Raw genomic sequence first — 20,238 nt, 5'->3', positions numbered from 1 at the left:
GCCAAGAACAGCGACTGGCACCCAGAACTGGACGTCGGTAACAATGGCTTTAAGGGTGCGGCCTGCGGATGGCGATGTGCTCAAACGGTCCTCGCTACGATAAGTGCTTTGCGAATGTCACGTTAGGGTGCCGCGAAAGCGATGTCAAGTGCGGGCAGGAAAAGGGTTTGGAATGATTGCGAAGCTGTGCGATGCGAACGACCTGCCGGATGCAGGGAAAATGAAGACTTTCGCAGGCCGCAATGGACTGCAGATCTGCGTGACACAGGCAGCAGGGAAGCTGGTTGCATTCAATAACCGTTGCCCACATCAGGGCGCACCGCTGTCTGCGGGACACCTGGATGGATGTATGGTGGTGTGCCCGTATCACGCATGGCGATTCGACGTAACGAATGGCAAAAGCGAGAACATTGCCGACCCTGATCTGGAAACCTATGACATCCGTCGATATGACGATGAAGTATTCGTGCGACTGCCTAATTTGCGTTAGGCAGTCGGAGCGCGCATCGTGTCTTCTTCAGCATCGGGTACTTCTTCTGCGTCTTTCTCTTCGTGATAGACCATCTCCGAGTTGATCTTCCAGAGATTGCGCTTGTCCGTAATGCCGTGTATGACGTTGTCCACGGCCTGCATCGCGGTCAACATCGAGTGATCCTGATTGTTGTACTTGTGCATGCCATTGCGGCCTACGAGGAACAGGTTTTCAAACTGGTCGGTGAACGCACGAAGTTCATCGAAGCGATCGTATGTTCCGAAGTAAGCCGGATATGTCTTGGGTACTCGAACCACATGTGCATCTTCAAACTGTGGCGAAGGCAGAATGCCTATCTTGTGCAGTTCTGCTGCGCCAAGTTGCTTTAACTCGTCGTCCGGCATGCTCCATAACGGGTCCGTCTCATAGCAGAAATACTCCAAACCAATCCAGATTTTGTCGGACGCAACGAGGTACGGACTCCAGTTATTGAAGATCTGCAGGCGACCTATCAGGACGTCCGGTTCCTGGATATAAATCCATGTGTCCTTCAGCAGCGAGCCATCGTTTTCTGTAACCGAAAGTCGATCGACGAGAAGACCGATCGTGATGAAATCGCGATACACAAGGCCTTCTGCCACCTGCTTCACATTTGCAGGAATGGCCGTGCCAGTGCGCTCCATGGCGCGGACAAGATCGCGCATGGGCATGGTGGAAAGGAAGACGTCTGCTGGATAGTTTGTGATGTTGCCATGGGGATCAGAGGCATCCACGGAGATCACACGATGGCCTTCTGTGTGAATGCCAACGACGGTGCTTTCCAGATGAATCTCCCCGCCGTTATTGACGATCTTCTCCGCGACATGCTCCCATAGTTGACCGGGACCATACTTGGGATAGAGGAAGCGTTCAATCAGCGATGTGTCTGTTTTCTTTTGCTGTATGTCCGTTGCGTCAGCGTTCTTCTTGCTGAAGGATTTCTTCAGGAAATGCTTGATCGCCGTGGTCAGCGATAGTCCCTTGATGCGCTGCGCTCCCCATTCTGCGCTGATTTCGTCGCAGCGGGTTCCCCAGACCTTCTCCGTGTAGCTCTTGAAGAAGGTGAGGTAAAGCTGTCGGCCAAAGCGGTTGATGAGAAAGTCTTCCAGCGACTTTTCGTTTTCAATCGGTGCCAGTCGCGATTCGATGTAGCTGATACCGATGCGCACGGCTCGCAGAAGGCCGAGCTTTTCCAGTGTGTCGCGCGTGAGGGTGATGGGGTAGTCGAAAAAGCGGCGCAGATAGTAGATGCGGCTCTTGCGTGGACGAATGAGCATGAGCAGGTCTGCTTCCTGCGCTGTTTTGTCAGAGTTTGCCGCAAGACCTTCGATGGAGCGGGTGGTGTTCTGATAGGCGATGGCGGCCTTACTATCGGCACCGCGTTCGGTCGGCATCTGGTCCAGCCACCACTTCATCACGCGATCATTCTTTGAAAAGAAGCGGTGCCCGCCAATGTCCATGCGGTTGCCCTTGTATCGCACGGTGCGCGAGATACCCCCAATCTCGCCGGAAGCTTCCAGGACGACGGGGTGAATGGAGCTCTGCTTCTGAAACTCCAATGCGGCAGTGAGGCCAGCGGGGCCTGCGCCGATGATGAGGGCGGTTTTGCGGGACGGCATTGCTTCCTTCAAGGCTTACTCACGCTAGTGTACGGATTGCATCGAGGAAGTGCCTTCCTTTGTTGCAGTCAGATTGGCAATGGCGTATTTCGGTACGATAGAAGACAGGATTTCAAGTGGCTCACTATCTGGTAACCGGTGCATCAGGATTCTTTGGCGGCGTGTTGAAGCGCAGGCTGCTGCGCGAAGGACATACCGTCGTCAACATCGACCTGGAACGCGATGAAGACGCCGTGCTCGAAGGATTGACCAGCATTCAGGGCGATCTGCGTGATCGTGCGCTGATGGAACGCACCTTTGCAGAACATCGCTTCGACGCCATCTTTCATGCAGCAGCGCAGCTTGCGCACGGCATGAAGCTGGATGAACACCTGATGTGGACCAGCAACGTGGATGCCACGGCATTGCTGGCAGAGCTGGCAAAGAGGCATGGTGTGAAGCCGTTTGTCTTTGTCTCCACGAACTGCTTATGGGCATCGAATCTGGGGCATCCTGTTCATGAAGAAAATGACACACCTGCCCCCGTGGAACTCTACGGTCGATCCAAGCTGGAGGCGGAGCATCGCCTGAAGCACTTCATGGGTGACCTAAACGTGGTCATCATCCGTTGCCCCACGATCATGGACAGCGGCAGGCTTGGTCTGCTGGCCATCCTGTACGAGTTCATCGACGACCACAAAACGGTGTGGGTGGTGGGCGACGGCAGCAATCGCTATCAGTTCATCTATGCCGACGATCTGGCAACAGCCTGCATTCAGGGCGCGGGTTATCAGGGCAGCGGCATCTTCCACATTGGTTCCGACCATGTGAAGTCCATGCGCGAGGTGTATGAAGCTGTCATCACCGCAGGTGGTAGCCGAAGCAAAGTGCGCTCGTTACCGAAATCTCCCACGATTGCCGCAATGATATTGGCGCACAAACTGAAGGTGTCACCCCTGGGGCCGTATCACTACAAAATGATTGCGGAGAGTTTCATCTTCGACACGACGAAGATCAAGCGCGAGCTTGGCTGGCAGCCGACCTTGACCAATGAAGAGATGTTGCTGCGTGCGTATGACTACTACAAACAGAACCGGAACGAAATCGCCGTGCGTACGGACGTAAGCGCACACCGCAAACCAGCCGAGATGGGAATCATCCGTTTGTTGAAATGGATTTCCTAGCGATATGTCGGTGGCTGAAAATGGTTTTGCAGTTTTTCCATCCACTGAATAGCATGTGGATTCGGCGACTCAGCTTCGTTCCTCGATGCGCCTTCCGAACAGACCTACACCTCTTTTGCGTTACAGGGTGGAACAGAGCCGTGGCAGCGACTGGCAAGGAGAGCTGTGGTCTGTGGTCTCCAAGCGTGTTTTCCACCGAGCTTGTTCGAACCCAAAAGCAGGCGGAACCCTCAGGGTCGAAACGCCGCCACACTTGCTCCCGTAGGCGAGAAATCTCCAGCAACGGGATCATCTGCAAGATGCTTCAACCCACTCACCACAGCCTTTGCATTCAGCATGGCTCCGGCCGCCGTCGTGTGCGTATGTTCATCCCCAAACAGCGGCTCTACAGCCGTTGCACCCAGCGCGTCGTACTGCTCGGCAATAATCTCATTTAGATCAATGAACCCTACATGCTCCCGCTCCGCCACTGCCTGGGTCCAGCCGCGATAGGTCGATGTCGAACGCACAACCTTGCCGTCCTGCCAGATTTTCCGTGGGATCAGCGAACACAGGATCGGACTCGCCCCACGCGCCTTCACGTCGCGAACATACTTGGTCAGATACCACCCAAACGTGTGCACGGTTTCATGGCGTTTCAGGATCGGGTTCTCAATCTCTTTGCTCTCCTCTCCAACACCGGGCATCGTTCCACGCGCACGCGCTGTATCGTCGAGCGGCCCGCCATCGTTATGCCCAAATTGGATCAGCACGACATCACCCTTCCGGATATAAGGCAGGGTCGAATCCCAGTGACCCTCCGTAATGTACGTCCGAGAACTCCGCCCGCCGATGGCCCGGTTCACCACATTGATCTTCGAAGTATCGAAATACGGCGCGAGTTCATCTCCCCAGCCCATCTGGTTATTCGCGCCGTCACCCTTGCCGTTACGTACTGTGGAATCTCCCACCAGGATCAGGTTGCGCAACGTGGGATTGGCCGGCACGGGCAGATCAATATGTGCCTGCACCAATGGGTCCGTGCTGACCATCGTCCCTACCTGTTTCGAATGCACCGGCAACCGCGAAGCCAGTCGGGCCGGAGCACCAGAGCCTAAACTCATTCGCTTCAACTCCGCCGCAGCCATGAGGTACGCACCCACGCCATAGTTGAATGATGCTGACGGAGGATAGAACGCAGGCTCAGGACCGGTCTGCTGAATGCCTCCCAGCCGTCCGTTGGCATATACATGCTTCAATAGCCCTGCCCAAACCTTCGCAATCACCGGCCGGTACGTCTTCGCATCCAGCACACCCTCATTCACGCCCCACGTCAGCCCGTACAGATACAGTGCCGTCCCGGACGTCTCATCCAACGGAAAGTGCTCCGCATCCAGCAACGATGCATGCAACTGGTGCGTTTTAGGATCAAGCTGACGCGTCACAGCCGCAGCCAGTTCCCTTAGATTCTGCTCGTAGAAGCTACGGCGCGGATCATCCCTGGGCAGGTATTCCAGCGTCCGCACCAGCCCACCCATGACCCAACCCTCACCGCGTGACCAGAAGATTTTCTTCCCGCCAGGCCCACGTTGCGACTTGTAGCTTTCATCTCGCGCATACATGTGCTCATCGGCATCCCACAGCGCGGCATAGGTCATAGCCCACTGCTTGTTCAGGTAGTCGATGTACTTGTGCTCGCCCGTTGCGGCATACATCCTCGCCCACACCGGTGGCGCCATAAAGAGCGCATCGCACCACCACCATGCAATCCGCTGATCGCCGGGCTTTAACGTTGGCAGATCAATGATGGAATCGAGATCCCTCCGAGTGGGATCGACCATTGTCGCCGCCAGGGCAGGGGACCACCCATTGTTCTGTGCCGCACGCTGCAGATTCAGTTCCAGGTAAGTCTGCGCTATGGCTTCTGTATCGGCATTTGGCAACCGCCCTGCCAGCTCAAAGCTGAAATGCTCACTCATCCGCTGCATCGCATCGCGGTACTTCGGATCGCCCGTCGACTCTGACGCAGCGATAAAGCCGGAGTAGAGAACACTCCATGTCCAGATGCGGTCAAAGTAGGGCTCCGCGATGCGCAATTGCCAATCCGCAACCTTTCGTGTTGCGGCATCAATCGCTGCAGGCGTCAGCGCAGGTGACAGGTCCTTCGCCAGCGGCCCGGCATCGGCAGGTGCATCGCCAAAGTGCCGCGATGTGTCCTTATCAATGCCGGCCTGCATCGGCGCTGTAGGATGCGGCCACGCCATTTGCCCTGAGGCAATAGTCGTCGTTGACAGAAGCACAACTGCAATCAGGGGATTGCGAAAGAAAGCGGCCACAGAAAACTCCTACTTGTGTTGTATTGCAGATGGTGTATCGATCGAAACCGAAGAGAACCGTCACAGAGGCTTCTATAAAGCAATGCCGCAGACTTGGTCCTCCGCGGGCTTTTGAATCGATTCACCTTTGCGGCCTGCGCACTTCGCTCTTTACGTCGCCTTCTCGATGGCCAGAGGATAGGTTGGCGGGGACAGGCAAGTCAATAGGGAAATGATATGCGGACAGACAATCACTTCGCATAAGACGGAATACATCTCTTTAGGCATCGCAAGAAAATTCCTGTACTAATCTGCATTCCCAGCGTTACATTGTTTTGGCCAGTCGATTCGCATTTACGCAGACCAGATTGTGCGTACTTCAATATAGAAACTATTCTTGTATTGGTTCTACTGATTTAAACGTGGCCAATCCTTGATTCGTCCTTCGGAGGCGTTGTGAAACAACCCAAATACATCTACGGGAGAGTCCACGCGGTCAGGCCCATTGCCGCCGCTGCTGTACTCCTGTGCTTCAGCGTTGGAGCGAGCTTCGCCCAGTCAGGCGGCGGCACCGTCAGCGGCATCGTCGTCGATCAGACTGGCGCTTCCATCCCAAATGCAACGGTCACCGCGCTCAATGTAGCCACGGGTGTCACAACGGTCCGCACCTCCACCTCCAGCGGCGTGTACACACTCTCACCTCTGCTCCCTGGCACCTATACCATCACTGTGTCTAGTCCCGGCTTCACCACAACAGAGCAGAAGAACGTAGTCCTTGAAGCACTTGGCAGTGTCGGCCTGAATGTTACGCTGCAGATTGGCAACCAGGCTGAGACCGTGATGGTAAGCGCGGCACCGCCCCAACTGGATACGACTACAGCCTCGCTTGGCGGCCTGATCGACAACAAGACCTATGCAGCGTTGCCGCTGCTCATGGCGGGTGGTCAGCAGCGCGACATCACGCAGTTCTCAAACCTGCTGCCTGGCGCACAGGTCAATCCCGGCGGACGATCTTCCATCATTGGTGGTACGGGGCAGCGCGTGGGCGAACTCTACGTCGATGGACTGCCCCTCACCACGGCGAGTCAGCAGGGTGACAATCGCCCTGTCTTCAACATCATTCCTCTCGAGGCGATCGATTCCGTCAAGGTTCTAACCAGCGGCTACTCCGCGCAGTATCAGGGCGCAGGCCTGGAGAATTACAACCTGAAGGCCGGCACGAACGATTATCACGGCTCCTTATTCGCATACGTCCGTAACACCATCTTCGATGCGTGGTCCTTCTCCTCCAAGCCTGGTTCGCCCGGCAATGTGACCTACAAGATCATCAACGGTGTTGCCACCGCTACTCCAGGGCCAAAGCCACCAGAGCACCAGATCGAATACGGCTATACCTTCGGTGGCCCGGTCAGAATTCCGTTCCTTTTCAATGGTCGGGACCGCCTCTTCTTCTTCACCACACTGGATCGCTTCCGGTCTCGCCTGGGTGCCAACCCCTCGCCCAGCACCGTTCCCACGTTGAAGATGCGTACGGGTGATTTCTCGGATCTGCCTTATGCCATCTACGATCCCACTACCCAGGCAGCGTGCACAGCCAAAAGCACGAATGGCCCATGCCGGTACCAGTACGGCTACACCGGCGGTGCAGCCGCAGGACCGGCAGGGAATCCCGTACGGACGGCCGCTCCCGTAAACGTTATTCCTACCGCGCAGATCTCGCCGATCACCCAATACATGGCGAAGTTCCTTCCGGCACCGCAGACAACGTCGCTGGTAAATAACTTCTATAGCGCGGCGCCAACCGGGTTCGACAACTATCTGTATTCTGCGCGCATTGATTACACCATCTCTTCTAAGCAGACCCTGTCCGGCGCGTACAGCCAGGGCCAGCGGCATGCCTCTCCGTATACCGGTAGCAGCACGGCAGGTGTCGCGGTTGTTCCATACATCCAGACCACACTCTCGACCATCCTGGGTCGGGTCGCGGACTTGCAGCACACATACCAGATCACGGACCGCCTCGTGAACCAGGCCAAGTATGGCTTCATCTACTTCGGTGGCCCGCCGGTCGGCAACATCACCGGTCAGACCAACCCCGGTCTGTATGGCCTGGCTGCCTCTGGCATCACGGGTCTTCCTTCCGGCCAGGCTTCGGACAACGCAGCGAACCTCTCGTTCACCGGCACCAACGCCCCAACCTCCTGGGTAGGCAACACGCCCACCACGACGAATCGTTCTTACACCTATGAGTTCGTGGATAATTTGTCTTACGTCGTGGGCCGCCACTCCATGAACTTCGGTGGACAGATCCAGTGGTTGCAGAACAATGCGGACACGGCAGACGGCCCGTCTACGCCTACCTCGCTTGGATTCAGCACCAACGAAACGGCCAACCTCACGGGATCGACCTACGTTGCCAACACTGGTTATTCATATGCCAGCTTCCTATTAGGTGCAGTCGGGTCCTCCAGCGTTACACAGCAGCCCTTCAGCATCGTTGGCGGTCGCTATCGCCCGTTCGCCCTGTACTTCCAGGACGACTTCAAGATCACCAGCAAGCTGACCATCAACGCCGGCCTTCGCTGGGACTATATCCCTCCCTATCGTGAAGTGGCAGACCGTTGGTCGTTCCTGAACCCGGACATCACCAATCCCATCACGGGGAACAAAGGTGCGCTTCAGTTTGCAGGCCACCGCGGCGCAGGCTTGAGCTGTGAGTGCACCACCCCCGTCAACACCTATATGAAGAACTTCGAGCCCCGTATCGGCTTCGCCTTCCAGCTCGACGACAAGACTGTCCTCCGCGGTGGTTACAGCCTTACTTACTCTCACGGTGGTGCCACCGGTGGTGCGGCGGGTGCGGGTACCGGTACAGGTCAGACCGGCTTCTCAACGCCCATCTCCTTCGCCGACAGCACGGCAGGTCCTGCCTTCTACTTGAACAACAACCCGGCATTCTCGCAGCGCAATGCCAACTATGGCGGAGCCAACTACTCGCTTCCGGGGACGTCCACACCATCGCTGGCAGCGCAGTCGCTTGGTACGGGCTTCTACGTCACAAGCACTGGCGCCTCCGGTGGTAACGGTTCCGGCATCAACTACGCGGATCCGTACATCGGAAGCCGCTCGCCGCAGTTCTCCTTCTATAACTATGGCATCCAGCGCGAGATCACAAAGAACCTGACAGTCTCTGTCGACTATTCCGGCAGCCAGAGCCATTTCATTGCGGGCGCAAGTAACATCCGCGGCCTGTATGCTGGCCAGCTTGATCCCAAGTACCTTGCACTGGGCGCCAACCTGACCAAGCCGGCAACGGCAGCGAACATTGCTGCGGCGCAAGCTGCCAGCGGCATCACTCTACCCATTCCTTACGCGGCGTATACGGCTGCGGCAGGCGTCAACACCAACGCAACCATCGCACACATGCTCACATGGATGCCGCAGTACTCCGGTACATCGGACTTCTGGGGCAACTATGTCGCGAATGCCAACTACAACTCGCTCCAGGTAGCAGTTGCGCAACGTGCGTATAAAGGACTGACCCTCAACATCAACTACACCTACTCTCAGAACGTGGACAATGCGGGCACCCAGCGAAGCGGTTATGACATCCCCGCTTCCGCGATCGCGGACGGCCAAAGCCATCCGCGCAATAGGATCGACCGCTCCATCTCTATCAATGACCAGCCGCAGAACCTCAGCATCTACGGCGTCTATAACAGCCAGTACGGCAAAGGCAGCTTTGGTGGAAGTCACTTCGTGAACCGCGCTCTGCTGAGCGGTTGGCAGACATCGCTGATCTTTCAGTACAGTTCAGGTCTGCCCCTGCCCATCGTCGCCACGTGCAACTCAACACAGAACGTTGGTCAGGGCACCTGCATGCCGGATTCGAACCCGAACTTCCACGGTGACATCCGCACCAACGGCAAGTGGGGCAAGGGAGTCACCTCCGCAAACCTCGGCTCGCTCAGCTACCTGACCGGCTACATCTCCACCACCACATCGGGAGTCGGCGTTGGTAATGTCGCGTGCGGAGTCTCCACCGGGCCGTTCTGCAACTCGGGCAACTACATGATCGGCGACGCGCCGCGTTTCCCCGGTAACCTGCGTGGACCCGATAACTACCGTCTCAGCATGGCGCTACGTCGCACCTTCCCAATCACCGAACGGGTGAACTTCGTCTTTGGCGTAGACGGCTCGAACATGACTAATCACACAACCTTCGGGAACAACGCGGGCAACAACCAGATCAACGTCAACGTCAACAGCGCGGCATTCGGAACGCTGAACTTCGCAAGCGCCGACCCCCGCTCCTTCCAACTCTCAGGACGCCTGCAGTTCTAAGACCAAAAACGTGGTGACTCTTTTAGCCCTGAACGTGGAAACGTTCAGGGCATTTCTTTGCTCGGACTTTGGTAGAGGCAGCAGACTTCATAACGCAATGAGTAACGGGCGTACTCATCTCGCCCGAACCATGCGAACAGCAGGGGAATGAGACGCTCTCGGAAGTATGAGCCGAAAATCGAGGGGATTGCGCCCTATGCTATTTCGCCGGAGCGGATGGTCTAAACCGAGCTGCTAACTCTGGCGTCGACTCCACATCCAACGCGTTGTCTGCTTTCGCTACCTCAACACCGAAGACATAGGAAGCGCCGAAGATGTTCGAGGTGAATAACACCAATTTCTTGTTAGGAGAGAAGCGCACATTCGGCTCCAGCCGATAGTTGTGCCTGGACATGTTCACCAGCCGCTCTGCCTGGAAAAAACCAGGCTTCGTGAAATCTGGTTGGTCGATGCCGCCCTGATCCTTCACCCACTGTGGATGGAAGAGATAAATCCACTCGCCATCAGGCGCCTTTGCAACCTGGCCTGGGTCACCGCCATCTCCGGCGAATAGGTCCATGTCCTGCGTCAGATTGAAGTGGATCGACCATTCGTTCCGCTGCATGTGATATGCCACGCGTTTATGCGTCTGCAGATTGATCCCGGCCAACCAGAAGTCTTCGCCTTTCGCTGGCTGCCAGTCGTACCAGATCGTCTCGCCGTCAAGGCCCCAGAACTCATGGCCTGCAATCTCCATGAACATGGTGCGCTTATGCATCAACGTGTTCTGCGTGCCATCCGTGCGGATCGTCCAAATGCGATCGACCTTCTGCCATGGACCTTCGTGACAATACATCAGCAGAGTGGGATCTGTGGGTGAGAAGAGCATGTGGCCAATCCAGTCGGTGGAGTGCAGCAGCTCTCGCACCTTGCCTGTTCGCAGATCTACCGTGTACAGCACGACAGGAATGCGGGCGGCCAGGCGCCGTTCCATCATCTCGCCCTTGCCCTCAGGCTGTACCAGCCCACCGGGCACTGCTGCTGGGCTGCCCGCACCTCTGGGTACAACTGCGGGCCTGTTGTATTCCTGCTGAGCACCTTGCTCCGTCTCGTCATAGGTGCCAACGCCGAGCGTCTCATCTGCATTGATGCTGGCGACACTACCGCGAGCAGGCAACGCAGCCAGCCTTGTAAGTTGACCGCTTTCGAGGTCGGCCTTGAAGAGTATGGTGCCCTTCGCCTCTGCATCGAAGCGTGACAGAAATACGCTATTGGTCTTATGACCAACAACGATCGTCCGATAGTTCGTCGACGGGCCAGTTCCGTTGCGCGGAGGATTCGCCACTAACAGGCGCGTCTTCCTTGTCGTTAATTCCAGCGCGTGGACGCCGTCGGGCGCGGTGTAAACCATCCATCGTCCATCCGGAGAGTAGGCGTTGTTATTGAAATAGAAGCCAGAAGAATTTGGTTCATCGGTTAACCGATAGACACGGTGTCCCGTGTCTTTATCCACCCATGTCTTTGGCGGGACAGCGGTCTGTGCTGTCGCGACCGCACAGCACACTAAGGCAAGGGAAGCGACGATGGCTTTATTTCGCATGACGGTACTCCACAACAACTGGACCCACGATGCCCGAGGGTTCCGCTTTGACCTGATCCATGTCCTGCATTTGGAATCGGTCGCCGTACTTTGCCTTCAGCGCGGTATAGTCCACGGGCGGCCTTCCTGCCATTTCATTCATCGCGGTATTGAACACACGCAATTCGATCTGATTTTTACCGCTCTTCAGCATCGGCGTGATGTCCACCTCATACGGTGGATGCCAGAGCACACCGGCTTCTTGTCCATTCACCAAGACAATGGCGGCATCGCGCACGGGAGCGTCGTACCACGCTCTGGAACCTGGCTTGTCAGCAGCTTGTAGATCGGGAAGAGCCTTTCCGTCAGCAAAGCGCAAGACAACTCTGTTGGCCTTCCTGGCTTTCTTCTCTTCAAATGTTGTTCGATAGCGTGCTTCGCCGGAATAGAAGCGCGTACTCGCCTCCGTGCTCCAGTCCGTAGATGACACAGCATGGTCTGCAACGCTGCTGGAACCAGGGCTGCCAGGAAACTCAGCATGCCAACCTGTGAGGCTGGTGGGCGCTTCGCTCGCAGCCGTCATCGCAGGTTCTACGGGAAGCTTCGCGGCAGGGCCATCATGTAACACGAGTAACCGCGACCCGTACGGTGGCAGCACGACGGTCGTACCGGTGCGGGCCTGCGTCTCCGTGCCATCATCAGCGTTCCACCACTCGGCATGGGCACGCTGTGCGCGAGGTGTCATCGTAAGCGATTGTGTCGCCGAAGAGGTATTCGCGATGAAGTAGATGTCGCCGCCGTCCAGCTTTCTATGGATGAAGCCGACAGCCCCTTTCGATGCGCTAACGTCCAGGTCGGGCGGCAGCGCCTTACGAAGCGCAGGCTGTAACTCTGAGAATGAAGCGACATGTTGTGCATGCGCTTGGAGGGCTGCAATCTCTCTCCTTAAGTCAGCACTTTGCGCTGCATCGATCAAGCCCGGAGCGACTGACGGCAGCTCACCCACAAAGATGATCTTGCCACCTGTTGCGGCATACTGTTGCAATTGCCCAGGCATCGTCAGCGGCATGCGCTTCGTGGGTGGAACAATGAGCACCGGGTAATGCAGGCCGCGCAGGGCGATGGCTTCGGCGTCGATGTAATCCAGGTTGTAGCCCGCGTTCAGCACGGACTCCATCAGCTCTGGAGTAATGTGCTTCTTCATCTCCACCGTCACAGAGACATGCCCCGGCTGGAAGGCAGCCTGTGCATCATCTTCCGGCAGCAGGATCGCGACATCGTTCGCGGGTTGGCCTTGTCGCATCATCCAGCTCACGCGCTGCAGATAGCGAGTTACCTGAGGCATCACGGGATACCAGGGGTTATGAGCATTGAAAACGGCCGCTGCATACAACGACCAACCAGGTTCCTGTGCGTAAGGCGCCGAGTACGGCCAGCCGTGACCGATCAACTGGTTCACGCCCTCCAGAAAGTGCTTATCGGCCTCCGCCTTCATATCGAGAGGAGTCGCGCGGAAGACGGGCGAGTGCAGCCACGTCCAGGTCTCCGTCGACGAGACATTGTTTCCAAAGATGTGATTCGCGGATGTTGCCCATCGCGTAAAGGAGAACGCTCTCCACTGCGGACCCTCGCCTTCTGGTAATTGTGGAAAGCGCTCGTCGGCCAGTGTCACAGCGGGTTCGCCATAGGTCTGTGAGCGGAACTTTGTGCCGTGCTGCGTGGCGAAGTCGGCCATCGGCTTCAGATAGTTCTCGCTTACCAGATCGGAAAGGGTCACACCCCAGTCGTGCCGAACAGCCTCAGCCTGCGGTGTTCCGCCCTGCATAAGCTCGGGCAGGTGGTCCAGCAGATCATAGCCGCGCCGCTTGCGGAACTCCTCTGGCAGCGCGGGTGTCCAGTCGTGACCGTAGACCTCCAACGAATCGGAGAAGATGGCATACGGCGGCGCATCTTTGAACGCACCGAGCAACGGCTCGCCGACCGCGCGCAGGTGCGTCTGAACCGACTGTCGTGACATGTGATCCATGACATAGCCCTCGCCACCGACAGCTGCGCGCTTCACCATCTGCCTGGTGTGACTGAGGATGAAGTACAGCGCAACATCCGGGCGATCCGCCTCGTCAAAGTGAACCCCTGCTCCATCCGCGGTCGCACGCTTCGCGGTCGCCGCGTTCCAGCGCTCTGGTGTCCCCTTGGCGCCGAATACTGCGATCAGTGACTCCCCCGCATCCAATTTGGGTGGTGGCGAGTGCAGGGGCAAGGCCACCGTCTTCAGTTTTGCTGCAGCAAGGTCGATGGTGATGTGGGGCCCACCAAACGGCCATCCGCTACCCAGCGTCAGGTCTGCGCGCATGCCAAGTTGGCGTCCATGCTGTTGCGCGAAGCGCAACATGTCCACCATCTCCGGAGAGGCATAGCGCAGGTTCTGAATACCCTTGGCTGGATCATCCAGTGTCAACGGATAGACCGATGCGAGTTCGAAACCCCCGAAACCACCTGCATGCATCTGGTCGATCTCGCGGCCGATCTCTTCCTTCGTGACAGCGGGTCCGAACCACCACCAGCGAACCATAGGACGAGCATCCGCAGGCGGATCGGCGAACTGTTTCCGCAACTGCGCGATCTCCTGCGCGGTCGACGCAAATCCGGTGCACGCCAGGACTGCGGCTATTGCCAATGATCGTATCCAAACATTATGTATCGAACGACGGCGCCTTACGGCTACTGCTGTTATGCCTTCACTGCCGCTCATGCAAGACTCCAATTTCCCCGGTCCGTGAAGCGTGGACTCACGACAGAAACAATACCAGATGAGAAACACTAATCGGAACGGCACGCATATCCATGGCCGGACACAGTACAAACTAACTACTATTGCGTGCTCTTCAGGTAGTTCCCGAGTCCGACCACGATTGTCGAACTCACCAGGAGGACGATGCCCAGCGCAACCAGCACTTTCGTCCTGGCGCTGGTGCCGCGCCACTCCTTCAGCACAATACCCCATAGTGTTGCGAAGAGGATGATAGAAGCCATGTGGAGGGTCCACGATGAGAAGTCAAACTTACCCATTTTGGTCTGACCCATGGAATAGAAGAAGAACTGGAAGTACCAAATGACGCCGGCTGCCGCTGCAAGAAGGTAATTGGTCAGCAGTGTGCAGGGCGCAATGCGAAAGGTGTCTGGGTTCCCTGGATCGAAGCTTTCCAAAGTCACATCCGAACGGCGCACAGACCGCATCGGGTTGAGCCCTGGCTGTCCGAGGAACTCACGTGCTGAGTGGTTCTTGACGATCAGTATGACCGACCAGATCAGGTTCGTGGCAAACCCGCCCCAAAGCACAACGATCAAGACCGGCAGGTTCTGCCACAGTTCAAGGCGCCCGTGCTGCAGCAAGGACTCACGCGCAAGAGCGCCAATGGGCTTGCCAGCGTCCAGTCCAACTGCAAAAAAGCTACTCATGATGCCGGCAAACACAGCCACTGCCATGCCGCGGCCAAAGGAATAGTCCCGATCCCCGCCTTCGATCTTGTCAGCGGCTGTGACTTCCTTTTCTTTGCGCCGGCCGGCAAGGCCATTCACCACGATTGCCAATAGGCACAAGCCGATGCCCGCTAATACGACCTGTCCGGAACGTTCACTGACGATCTCCACTAGCTGTCCGCTGAGGATGGGAGGCATCAGCGTGCCGACAACGGTCGAGAAGCCCAGGGCAATGGCATAGCCCAACGCCAACCCCAGGTAGCGGATGGACAGGCCAAATGTGATGCCTCCGATACCCCAGAGCATGCCCCACAAAATCGCGTGTTCCATGACCGGGCGCGGCGTGATTAACAGAATATGAATTGTGTCGGGCACGAAGATGCTCGACAGCAAGATCGGCGCGACGATCCAGGCGGCCACACCCTGGATGAGCCAGTAGATCTCCCACGACCAGCGCTTAATACCGCGGAAAGGGATGAAGTTGGTCGCGGAGGCAAAGCCACCGATCCAGTGGTAGATCACACCGACAAGCGGGTTAGAACCCATGGCTGCGTATCACAGTCTCTATAGGAATTATGTTTCTATTGAAGTATAGGTCCTCAAACTTTATGCTGGGCAAACCCATTGCTGTTGGAACGTATAGCGGGAAAGTGTTTCAATAGAGGTGCAGGTTTACCTGGAGAAATTCTAATGACCTCTGCCGTGCAAGATCTTATATTTTCCGCGCTGGATACATTCCGTATCGAACTGCCGTCGTGGGGCTTTGCTAATACCGGAACGCGCTTTGGAAAGTTTGTACAGGCCGGAGCAGCTACCTCGATCGAAGAGAAGTTTGCAGACGCGGGTGAAGTGAATCGTCTTACCGGGGCTGCCCCCACAGTCGCGCTGCACGTACTTTGGGATCTTCCCAACGGCGTCGCGGATGTTTCGGCCATCAAGGCTCTCGAGGCGAAATACGGTATTAAAGCTGGGTCCATTAACCCGAACCTCTTTCAGGATCAGGCGTACAAGTTTGGTTCCATTGCGAACCCGTCGGCAGAGGTGCGCGAGATTGCTGTCTCGCATCTGCTCGAATCCGTGGAGCTTGCACGCCGCCTGGGATCACGGGATATCTCTATCTGGGATTCCGACGGCTCGAACTACCCGGGAACGCAGAGCATTCGCAGGCGCATCGAGTGGACGCAGGACGCCTTGAGCCGGACGCATGCCGCACTCGCACCCGGCCAGCGCCTGCTGGTGGAGTACAAACCGTTTGAGCCTGCGTTCTACCACACGGACATCGCTGACTGGGGTATGGCACTCATGCTTGCCTACAAGGCTGGTCCGCAGGCAAAGGTACTGGTGGACACCGGCCATCATTACGTCGGCCAGAACATCGAGCAGATCGTGGCGTGGTTGCTGCACCTGAACATGCTGGGAGGTTTCCACTTCAACGATCGCAAGTATGCGGATGATGATCTGACACTTGGCTCCATCGATCCCTACCAGGTCTTCCGCATCTTTCATGAACTGCTGTCGGATGGTGGTTCAGCCACGCAGGAAGTGGCTTTCATGATTGATCAGAGCCATAACCTGAAGGGCAAGATGGAGGCAGCCGTGCAGACCGTTGTGACTGCGCAGGAACTCTATGCGCGGGCGGCGCTGGTCGATCGAACTCAGCTTGCAGAGCTGCAGGATTCTGTGAATCTCGTGGCTGCGGAAGAACTCTTTCGTGGCGCTTTTTGGACGGATGTTCGCCCCGTAGTACGCGAATGGCGGCGGGCACGCAATCTGCCCGTAGACCCGCTGGCCGAACTGTACGCGAGCGGTTACGTCGAGGCTACCGAGGCCGAGCGAGGCAAATCGAACGCAGGTTCGGTGTCCAGATACGCATAGCGCCAGAGAGTCGTAGGGAACCGGGTGTTTATCGCGGTTCCGGTACGTACTATACTTCCGTTACTGTTTTCAATAGAGGAATGCCGTTGGTCAAGTCTCCGAAACGACTCTACCTGGTTCCAGTTCTCTCCAAGGCACTTGATATCCTGGAACTACTGCGGGATGGGCGGGAAGCCCTGTCGCTTGAGGCGATCCACCGTACAACACGCATCTCCAAGACCACTGCGTATCGGGTGTTGCGCACGTTTGTGCACCGCGGCTACGTGGCGCGGGGCAGCGATGGTCTATATCGGGTGCTCTCCAAACAGAATAAGTTGCTGTTCGGCTTTGCAGCCCAGAGCGCAGATATGCCGTTCTCCATGGCGGTGACGCAGAGCCTGCAGGAAGCGGCTCAGGCAGCCGGAGTAGAACTCATGGTGCTGGACAACGCCTATGACGAGGCGACGGCTATCCGAAACGCCGAGGAGTTTGTCAGTGCCAAGGTCGATCTCGTCATCGAATTTCAGATCGAGCAGAAGATAGCGCCCGTGATCGCGGACAAAATCGCAGGCGCAGGCATTCCCATGATCGCAATCGAGATTCCGCATCCCCGCGCCATTTTCTTTGGCGTGGACAACTATCGCATGGGCTATGACGTGGGTGAATTGCTTGGGAAGCGTGCAGTGCAAAACTGGAAGGGAGAGGCGGACTGGATCCTTGGGCTCGATATTCCGGAGGCGGGTCAAATCGTGCAGAGCCGCATCACGGGAGCCTTTGAAGGCATCAAGGCCGTGATGCCGGACGTTCCGGTGGAGTACTTTGTGCGCATCGACGGTCGCGGCAAACGGGACAGTAGCCGCAAGGCGGTCTATGAGTTCCTCAAGCGGCATCCCAAGAGCGCCCACATTCTTATCGCTGCAGCGAACGATACCAGTGCGCTTGGCGCCCTGGATGCAGCGCGCGAATTGGGCCGCGAGAAACAGGTGATGATCGCGGGCCACGACGCGATTCCAGAAGCGTTGCAGGAGTTACGCAAGGCAAAATCGGTATTGATAGCGACGACGGCTCACCACACGCAGAACTATGGTGGTGAAGTGCTTCGTCTTGCCCTCGCGATCCTGGATGGCGACACCGTGCCACCATACAACTACGTGGAACACGAACTGATCACGCGCAAGAGCCTGCCCCCAGCCTCACGTCGTAACAACGCAGTGACTTAGTAGTGTGGGAGTCTGCCGACAGACGCAAGGATAGCTACCCAGTTCCAGCCGCATTCCAGGATCGAACTCTTCGTCGCGGGACTGAAGCGGAAACCATGAGTGGCAACTTCTGGTTTCGGTTGACCTAAGTATTGAGAGGGTGGAGGCGCGGGTCGGAATCGAACCGACGCATAAAGGTTTTGCAGACCTCTCCCTTACCACTTGGGTACCGCGCCACTCGCACATTCAAGAGGAGAGGAACGTGCTGAACCTTACAACTCCATTGGGGGATCGGAGGAAGGATGAAATGGAGCGGGAGACGGGATTTGAACCCGCGACATCTTCCTTGGCAAGGAAGCACTCTACCACTGAGCTACTCCCGCTCAACAAGATTAACTATATCGAATGGAAGGGCAGAGGTCAACGTGCGCTGCCCCTTGGAATAACATCTGCTGTGGAAAGCAGTTACATGTTCTGATTCCTGCCTTCAAGAGGTGGCTCTTACGCCAGAACACGTGAAGCTTCGATCTCTTCAAAGGTCATATTTTCAGCGAGTGATCCGCTGCGTTCTTTCCAGTCGAGAAACATGCGGCCATAGCTATCGGTAAAGCAGAGATCGCGGGAGATATTCAGGCGTTCCAGTGAGCCGTCAATCCAATCTGGTGTGCCTTCCAGCTCTGCAAAGATGCCGATAGGAGTCTCATCCAGCAAAAGCTCACCCTGCCCGTCGTGAAACTCGGTGCGGAACTTTTCATAGCGGAAGACCGGGCCGTATCCTAGCTCAACAAGCACTGTGGCCAGTGCGTCCGGGTCGGCCACATCGGTTTCCGTTTCCACACGTTCTTTGTAGAACGAAGTGTCATCGTTATCCGCCGGCGGCTTTTTGTGGGTAAGCAGATTACGGCCGTTGTACCCACGAAGTCGTAGAATCTGGCGCTCCGAGAGTAGGCGGCGCTCTGACGTGTCGAAGAGAGTATTGCATTCGAGCGTGCGTTGGGTGCGAATCTGAAAGCCGGCGCGCAGAGCACGCGCAAGGAACTCGCGCGCATCACCGACACGGAACTTGAGCTCAATCTCCGCGTGTTGCATAACAAAGTATAGGCATGGGTACTTGCGAACGGTACGGGAAAGTGGGCAGTATAGTCCGGTGAAAATTGCGACATCTTCTTCCTCTGCACAACGAACGCTGCATCTTCGGGCCGATCACTCGACGGACATCGACAAAGCGGCAAAGATTCTTCAGGACGGCGGCCTGGTCGCCATGCCGACTGAGACTGTGTACGGTCTGGCTGCTAACGCACTGGATGAAAAGGCCGTAGCAGGAATCTTTGCGGCCAAAATGCGTCCAGGCTGGGATCCGCTGATTGTCCATGTGAGCGATATGGCGATGCTCTCCCGCGTGGTGCGCGAGGTGCCAACGGCTGCTTTGATGCTGATGGAGAAATTCTGGCCCGGACCGCTGACGCTGCTGTTGCCGCGCCATCCGAACCTATCCGCCACCGTGACGGCAGGCCGTGAATTGGTGGGTGTGCGAATGCCCGCGCACAAGACGCCGCAAGAGCTGATCCGCCGCTCCGGACTACCCCTGGCTGCTCCCAGCGCTAATCTCTTTGGCCACGTCAGCCCCACGACCGTTGCGCACGTGCTGGCGGATCTGGACGGTCGGATTGACGCCGTGCTGGATGCCGGCCCAACCGAGATCGGTGTGGAATCTACTGTCCTGGACCCGGTTGCGCGCGTGTTGTATCGGCAGGGAGGCGTGAGCAGGGGGCAGATCGAAGCCGTATTGAATAAGCCTGTAACCGTCTACCATCAGCGCGAGGACGTCACGAAGCCTGCGGCCAGGCCAGAGAGCCTTCCGTCGCCTGGCGTGGGCATACGGCATTACGCACCGAAGGCAAATGTGATGCTGGTGCATACACAGGCGGATATGAATGATCTGCTGCTGCACGTTACGCCGGAGCATACCGGCGTGATGTTACCCAAGGGCTGGACGGCGAGTGGATGGAGCGGTAACGTCTTCGCGTGGGAATTGTGGAGTGATCCTGCCTCGCTGGCAAGAACGCTCTACATCGGCCTGCGTTCGCTTGATGAAAAGGGAGTACGGACGATCGTCTGTCCGCTTCCTGCTTCCAGTGAAGAACCACTGGTGGAGGCCATTCGCGACCGCCTGCTCAAAGCCGCGCGCGATGCGTAGATGTATTACCCCCTGCAGG

12 protein-coding genes and 2 tRNA genes are annotated in these 20,238 nt (G+C 57.0%); 6 read left to right on the top strand and 8 right to left on the bottom strand.

The genetic code is table 11. The features are described 5' to 3' along the window. Nucleotides 1-172: 172 nt before the first annotated feature. Nucleotides 173-490, top strand: a complete 318-nt coding sequence (locus AB6729_RS04085) for a Rieske (2Fe-2S) protein (protein WP_371080283.1) — start codon at nucleotides 173-175, stop codon at nucleotides 488-490. On the opposite strand, the gene AB6729_RS04080 is transcribed toward AB6729_RS04085, so the two are convergent. After that, on the bottom strand, nucleotides 487-2,130 hold the full coding sequence (locus AB6729_RS04080) for an NAD(P)/FAD-dependent oxidoreductase (RefSeq protein ID WP_371080282.1): 1,644 nt from the start codon (nucleotides 2,128-2,130) through the stop codon (nucleotides 487-489). The genes AB6729_RS04085 and AB6729_RS04080 overlap by 4 nt on opposite strands. A 116-nt stretch (nucleotides 2,131-2,246) precedes the next feature. Here AB6729_RS04080 and AB6729_RS04075 point away from each other — a divergent pair, with 116 nt between their 5' ends. Next, nucleotides 2,247-3,293: an NAD-dependent epimerase/dehydratase family protein gene (locus AB6729_RS04075; RefSeq protein WP_371080281.1), complete on the top strand. Its 1,047-nt coding sequence runs from the start codon at nucleotides 2,247-2,249 to the stop codon at nucleotides 3,291-3,293. Nucleotides 3,294-3,523: 230 nt separating this feature from the next. On the opposite strand, the gene AB6729_RS04070 is transcribed toward AB6729_RS04075, so the two are convergent. Further along, nucleotides 3,524-5,608 (bottom strand): glycoside hydrolase family 88 protein, encoded by a 2,085-nt coding sequence (locus AB6729_RS04070; RefSeq protein WP_371080280.1) that lies wholly within the window; start codon nucleotides 5,606-5,608, stop codon nucleotides 3,524-3,526. A 435-nt stretch (nucleotides 5,609-6,043) separates the two neighbouring features. On the opposite strand from AB6729_RS04070, the gene AB6729_RS04065 reads away from it, so the two are divergent. Further along, complete coding sequence (locus AB6729_RS04065) at nucleotides 6,044-9,931, top strand: carboxypeptidase regulatory-like domain-containing protein (protein WP_371080279.1); 3,888 nt, start codon at nucleotides 6,044-6,046, stop codon at nucleotides 9,929-9,931. A gap of 199 nt (nucleotides 9,932-10,130) precedes the next feature. On the opposite strand, the gene AB6729_RS04060 is transcribed toward AB6729_RS04065, so the two are convergent. The 3 genes from AB6729_RS04060 to AB6729_RS04050 all read right to left on the bottom strand — a co-directional run bounded on the left by AB6729_RS04060 (nucleotide 10,131) and on the right by AB6729_RS04050 (nucleotide 15,515). Beyond that, a complete protein-coding gene (locus tag AB6729_RS04060) occupies nucleotides 10,131-11,510 on the bottom strand; it encodes an oligogalacturonate lyase family protein (RefSeq protein ID WP_371080278.1) in 1,380 nt (459 codons plus the stop codon). Further along, complete coding sequence (locus AB6729_RS04055) at nucleotides 11,500-14,166, bottom strand: glycosyl hydrolase (protein ID WP_371080277.1); 2,667 nt, start codon at nucleotides 14,164-14,166, stop codon at nucleotides 11,500-11,502. Before AB6729_RS04055 ends, AB6729_RS04060 begins: the two co-directional genes overlap by 11 nt. Before the next feature lie 194 nt (nucleotides 14,167-14,360). Then, nucleotides 14,361-15,515: an L-rhamnose/proton symporter RhaT gene (locus AB6729_RS04050; RefSeq protein ID WP_371080276.1), complete on the bottom strand. Its 1,155-nt coding sequence runs from the start codon at nucleotides 15,513-15,515 to the stop codon at nucleotides 14,361-14,363. A 144-nt stretch (nucleotides 15,516-15,659) separates the two neighbouring features. On the opposite strand from AB6729_RS04050, the gene AB6729_RS04045 reads away from it, so the two are divergent. Then, nucleotides 15,660-16,844, top strand: coding sequence for a TIM barrel protein (locus AB6729_RS04045; protein WP_371080275.1), 1,185 nt, complete (start codon nucleotides 15,660-15,662; stop codon nucleotides 16,842-16,844). Nucleotides 16,845-16,924: 80 nt separating this feature from the next. Next, the gene (locus AB6729_RS04040) at nucleotides 16,925-18,043 is read left to right on the top strand and encodes a substrate-binding domain-containing protein (RefSeq protein WP_371080274.1); all 1,119 of its coding nucleotides are present in this window, start codon (nucleotides 16,925-16,927) and stop codon (nucleotides 18,041-18,043) included. Between the two features lie 140 nt (nucleotides 18,044-18,183). Here AB6729_RS04040 and AB6729_RS04035 read toward each other — a convergent pair. The 3 genes from AB6729_RS04035 to AB6729_RS04025 all read right to left on the bottom strand — a co-directional run bounded on the left by AB6729_RS04035 (nucleotide 18,184) and on the right by AB6729_RS04025 (nucleotide 19,111). Continuing rightward, nucleotides 18,184-18,258 (bottom strand) — tRNA-Cys (locus AB6729_RS04035). A 72-nt stretch (nucleotides 18,259-18,330) separates the two neighbouring features. Further along, nucleotides 18,331-18,405, bottom strand: a tRNA-Gly gene (locus AB6729_RS04030). A gap of 118 nt (nucleotides 18,406-18,523) precedes the next feature. Beyond that, a complete protein-coding gene (locus AB6729_RS04025) occupies nucleotides 18,524-19,111 on the bottom strand; it encodes a class IV adenylate cyclase (RefSeq protein ID WP_371080273.1) in 588 nt (195 codons plus the stop codon). Between the two features lie 58 nt (nucleotides 19,112-19,169). Between AB6729_RS04025 and AB6729_RS04020 the strand changes: the two genes are divergently transcribed. Further along, nucleotides 19,170-20,219, top strand: coding sequence for an L-threonylcarbamoyladenylate synthase (locus AB6729_RS04020; protein WP_371080272.1), 1,050 nt, complete (start codon nucleotides 19,170-19,172; stop codon nucleotides 20,217-20,219). Nucleotides 20,220-20,238: the final 19 nt, after the last annotated feature.

This window comes from Terriglobus sp. RCC_193, from assembly GCF_041355105.1.
Lineage (GTDB): Bacteria > Acidobacteriota > Terriglobia > Terriglobales > Acidobacteriaceae > Terriglobus.
This window is presented reverse-complemented; position numbering and strand designations above follow the sequence as displayed.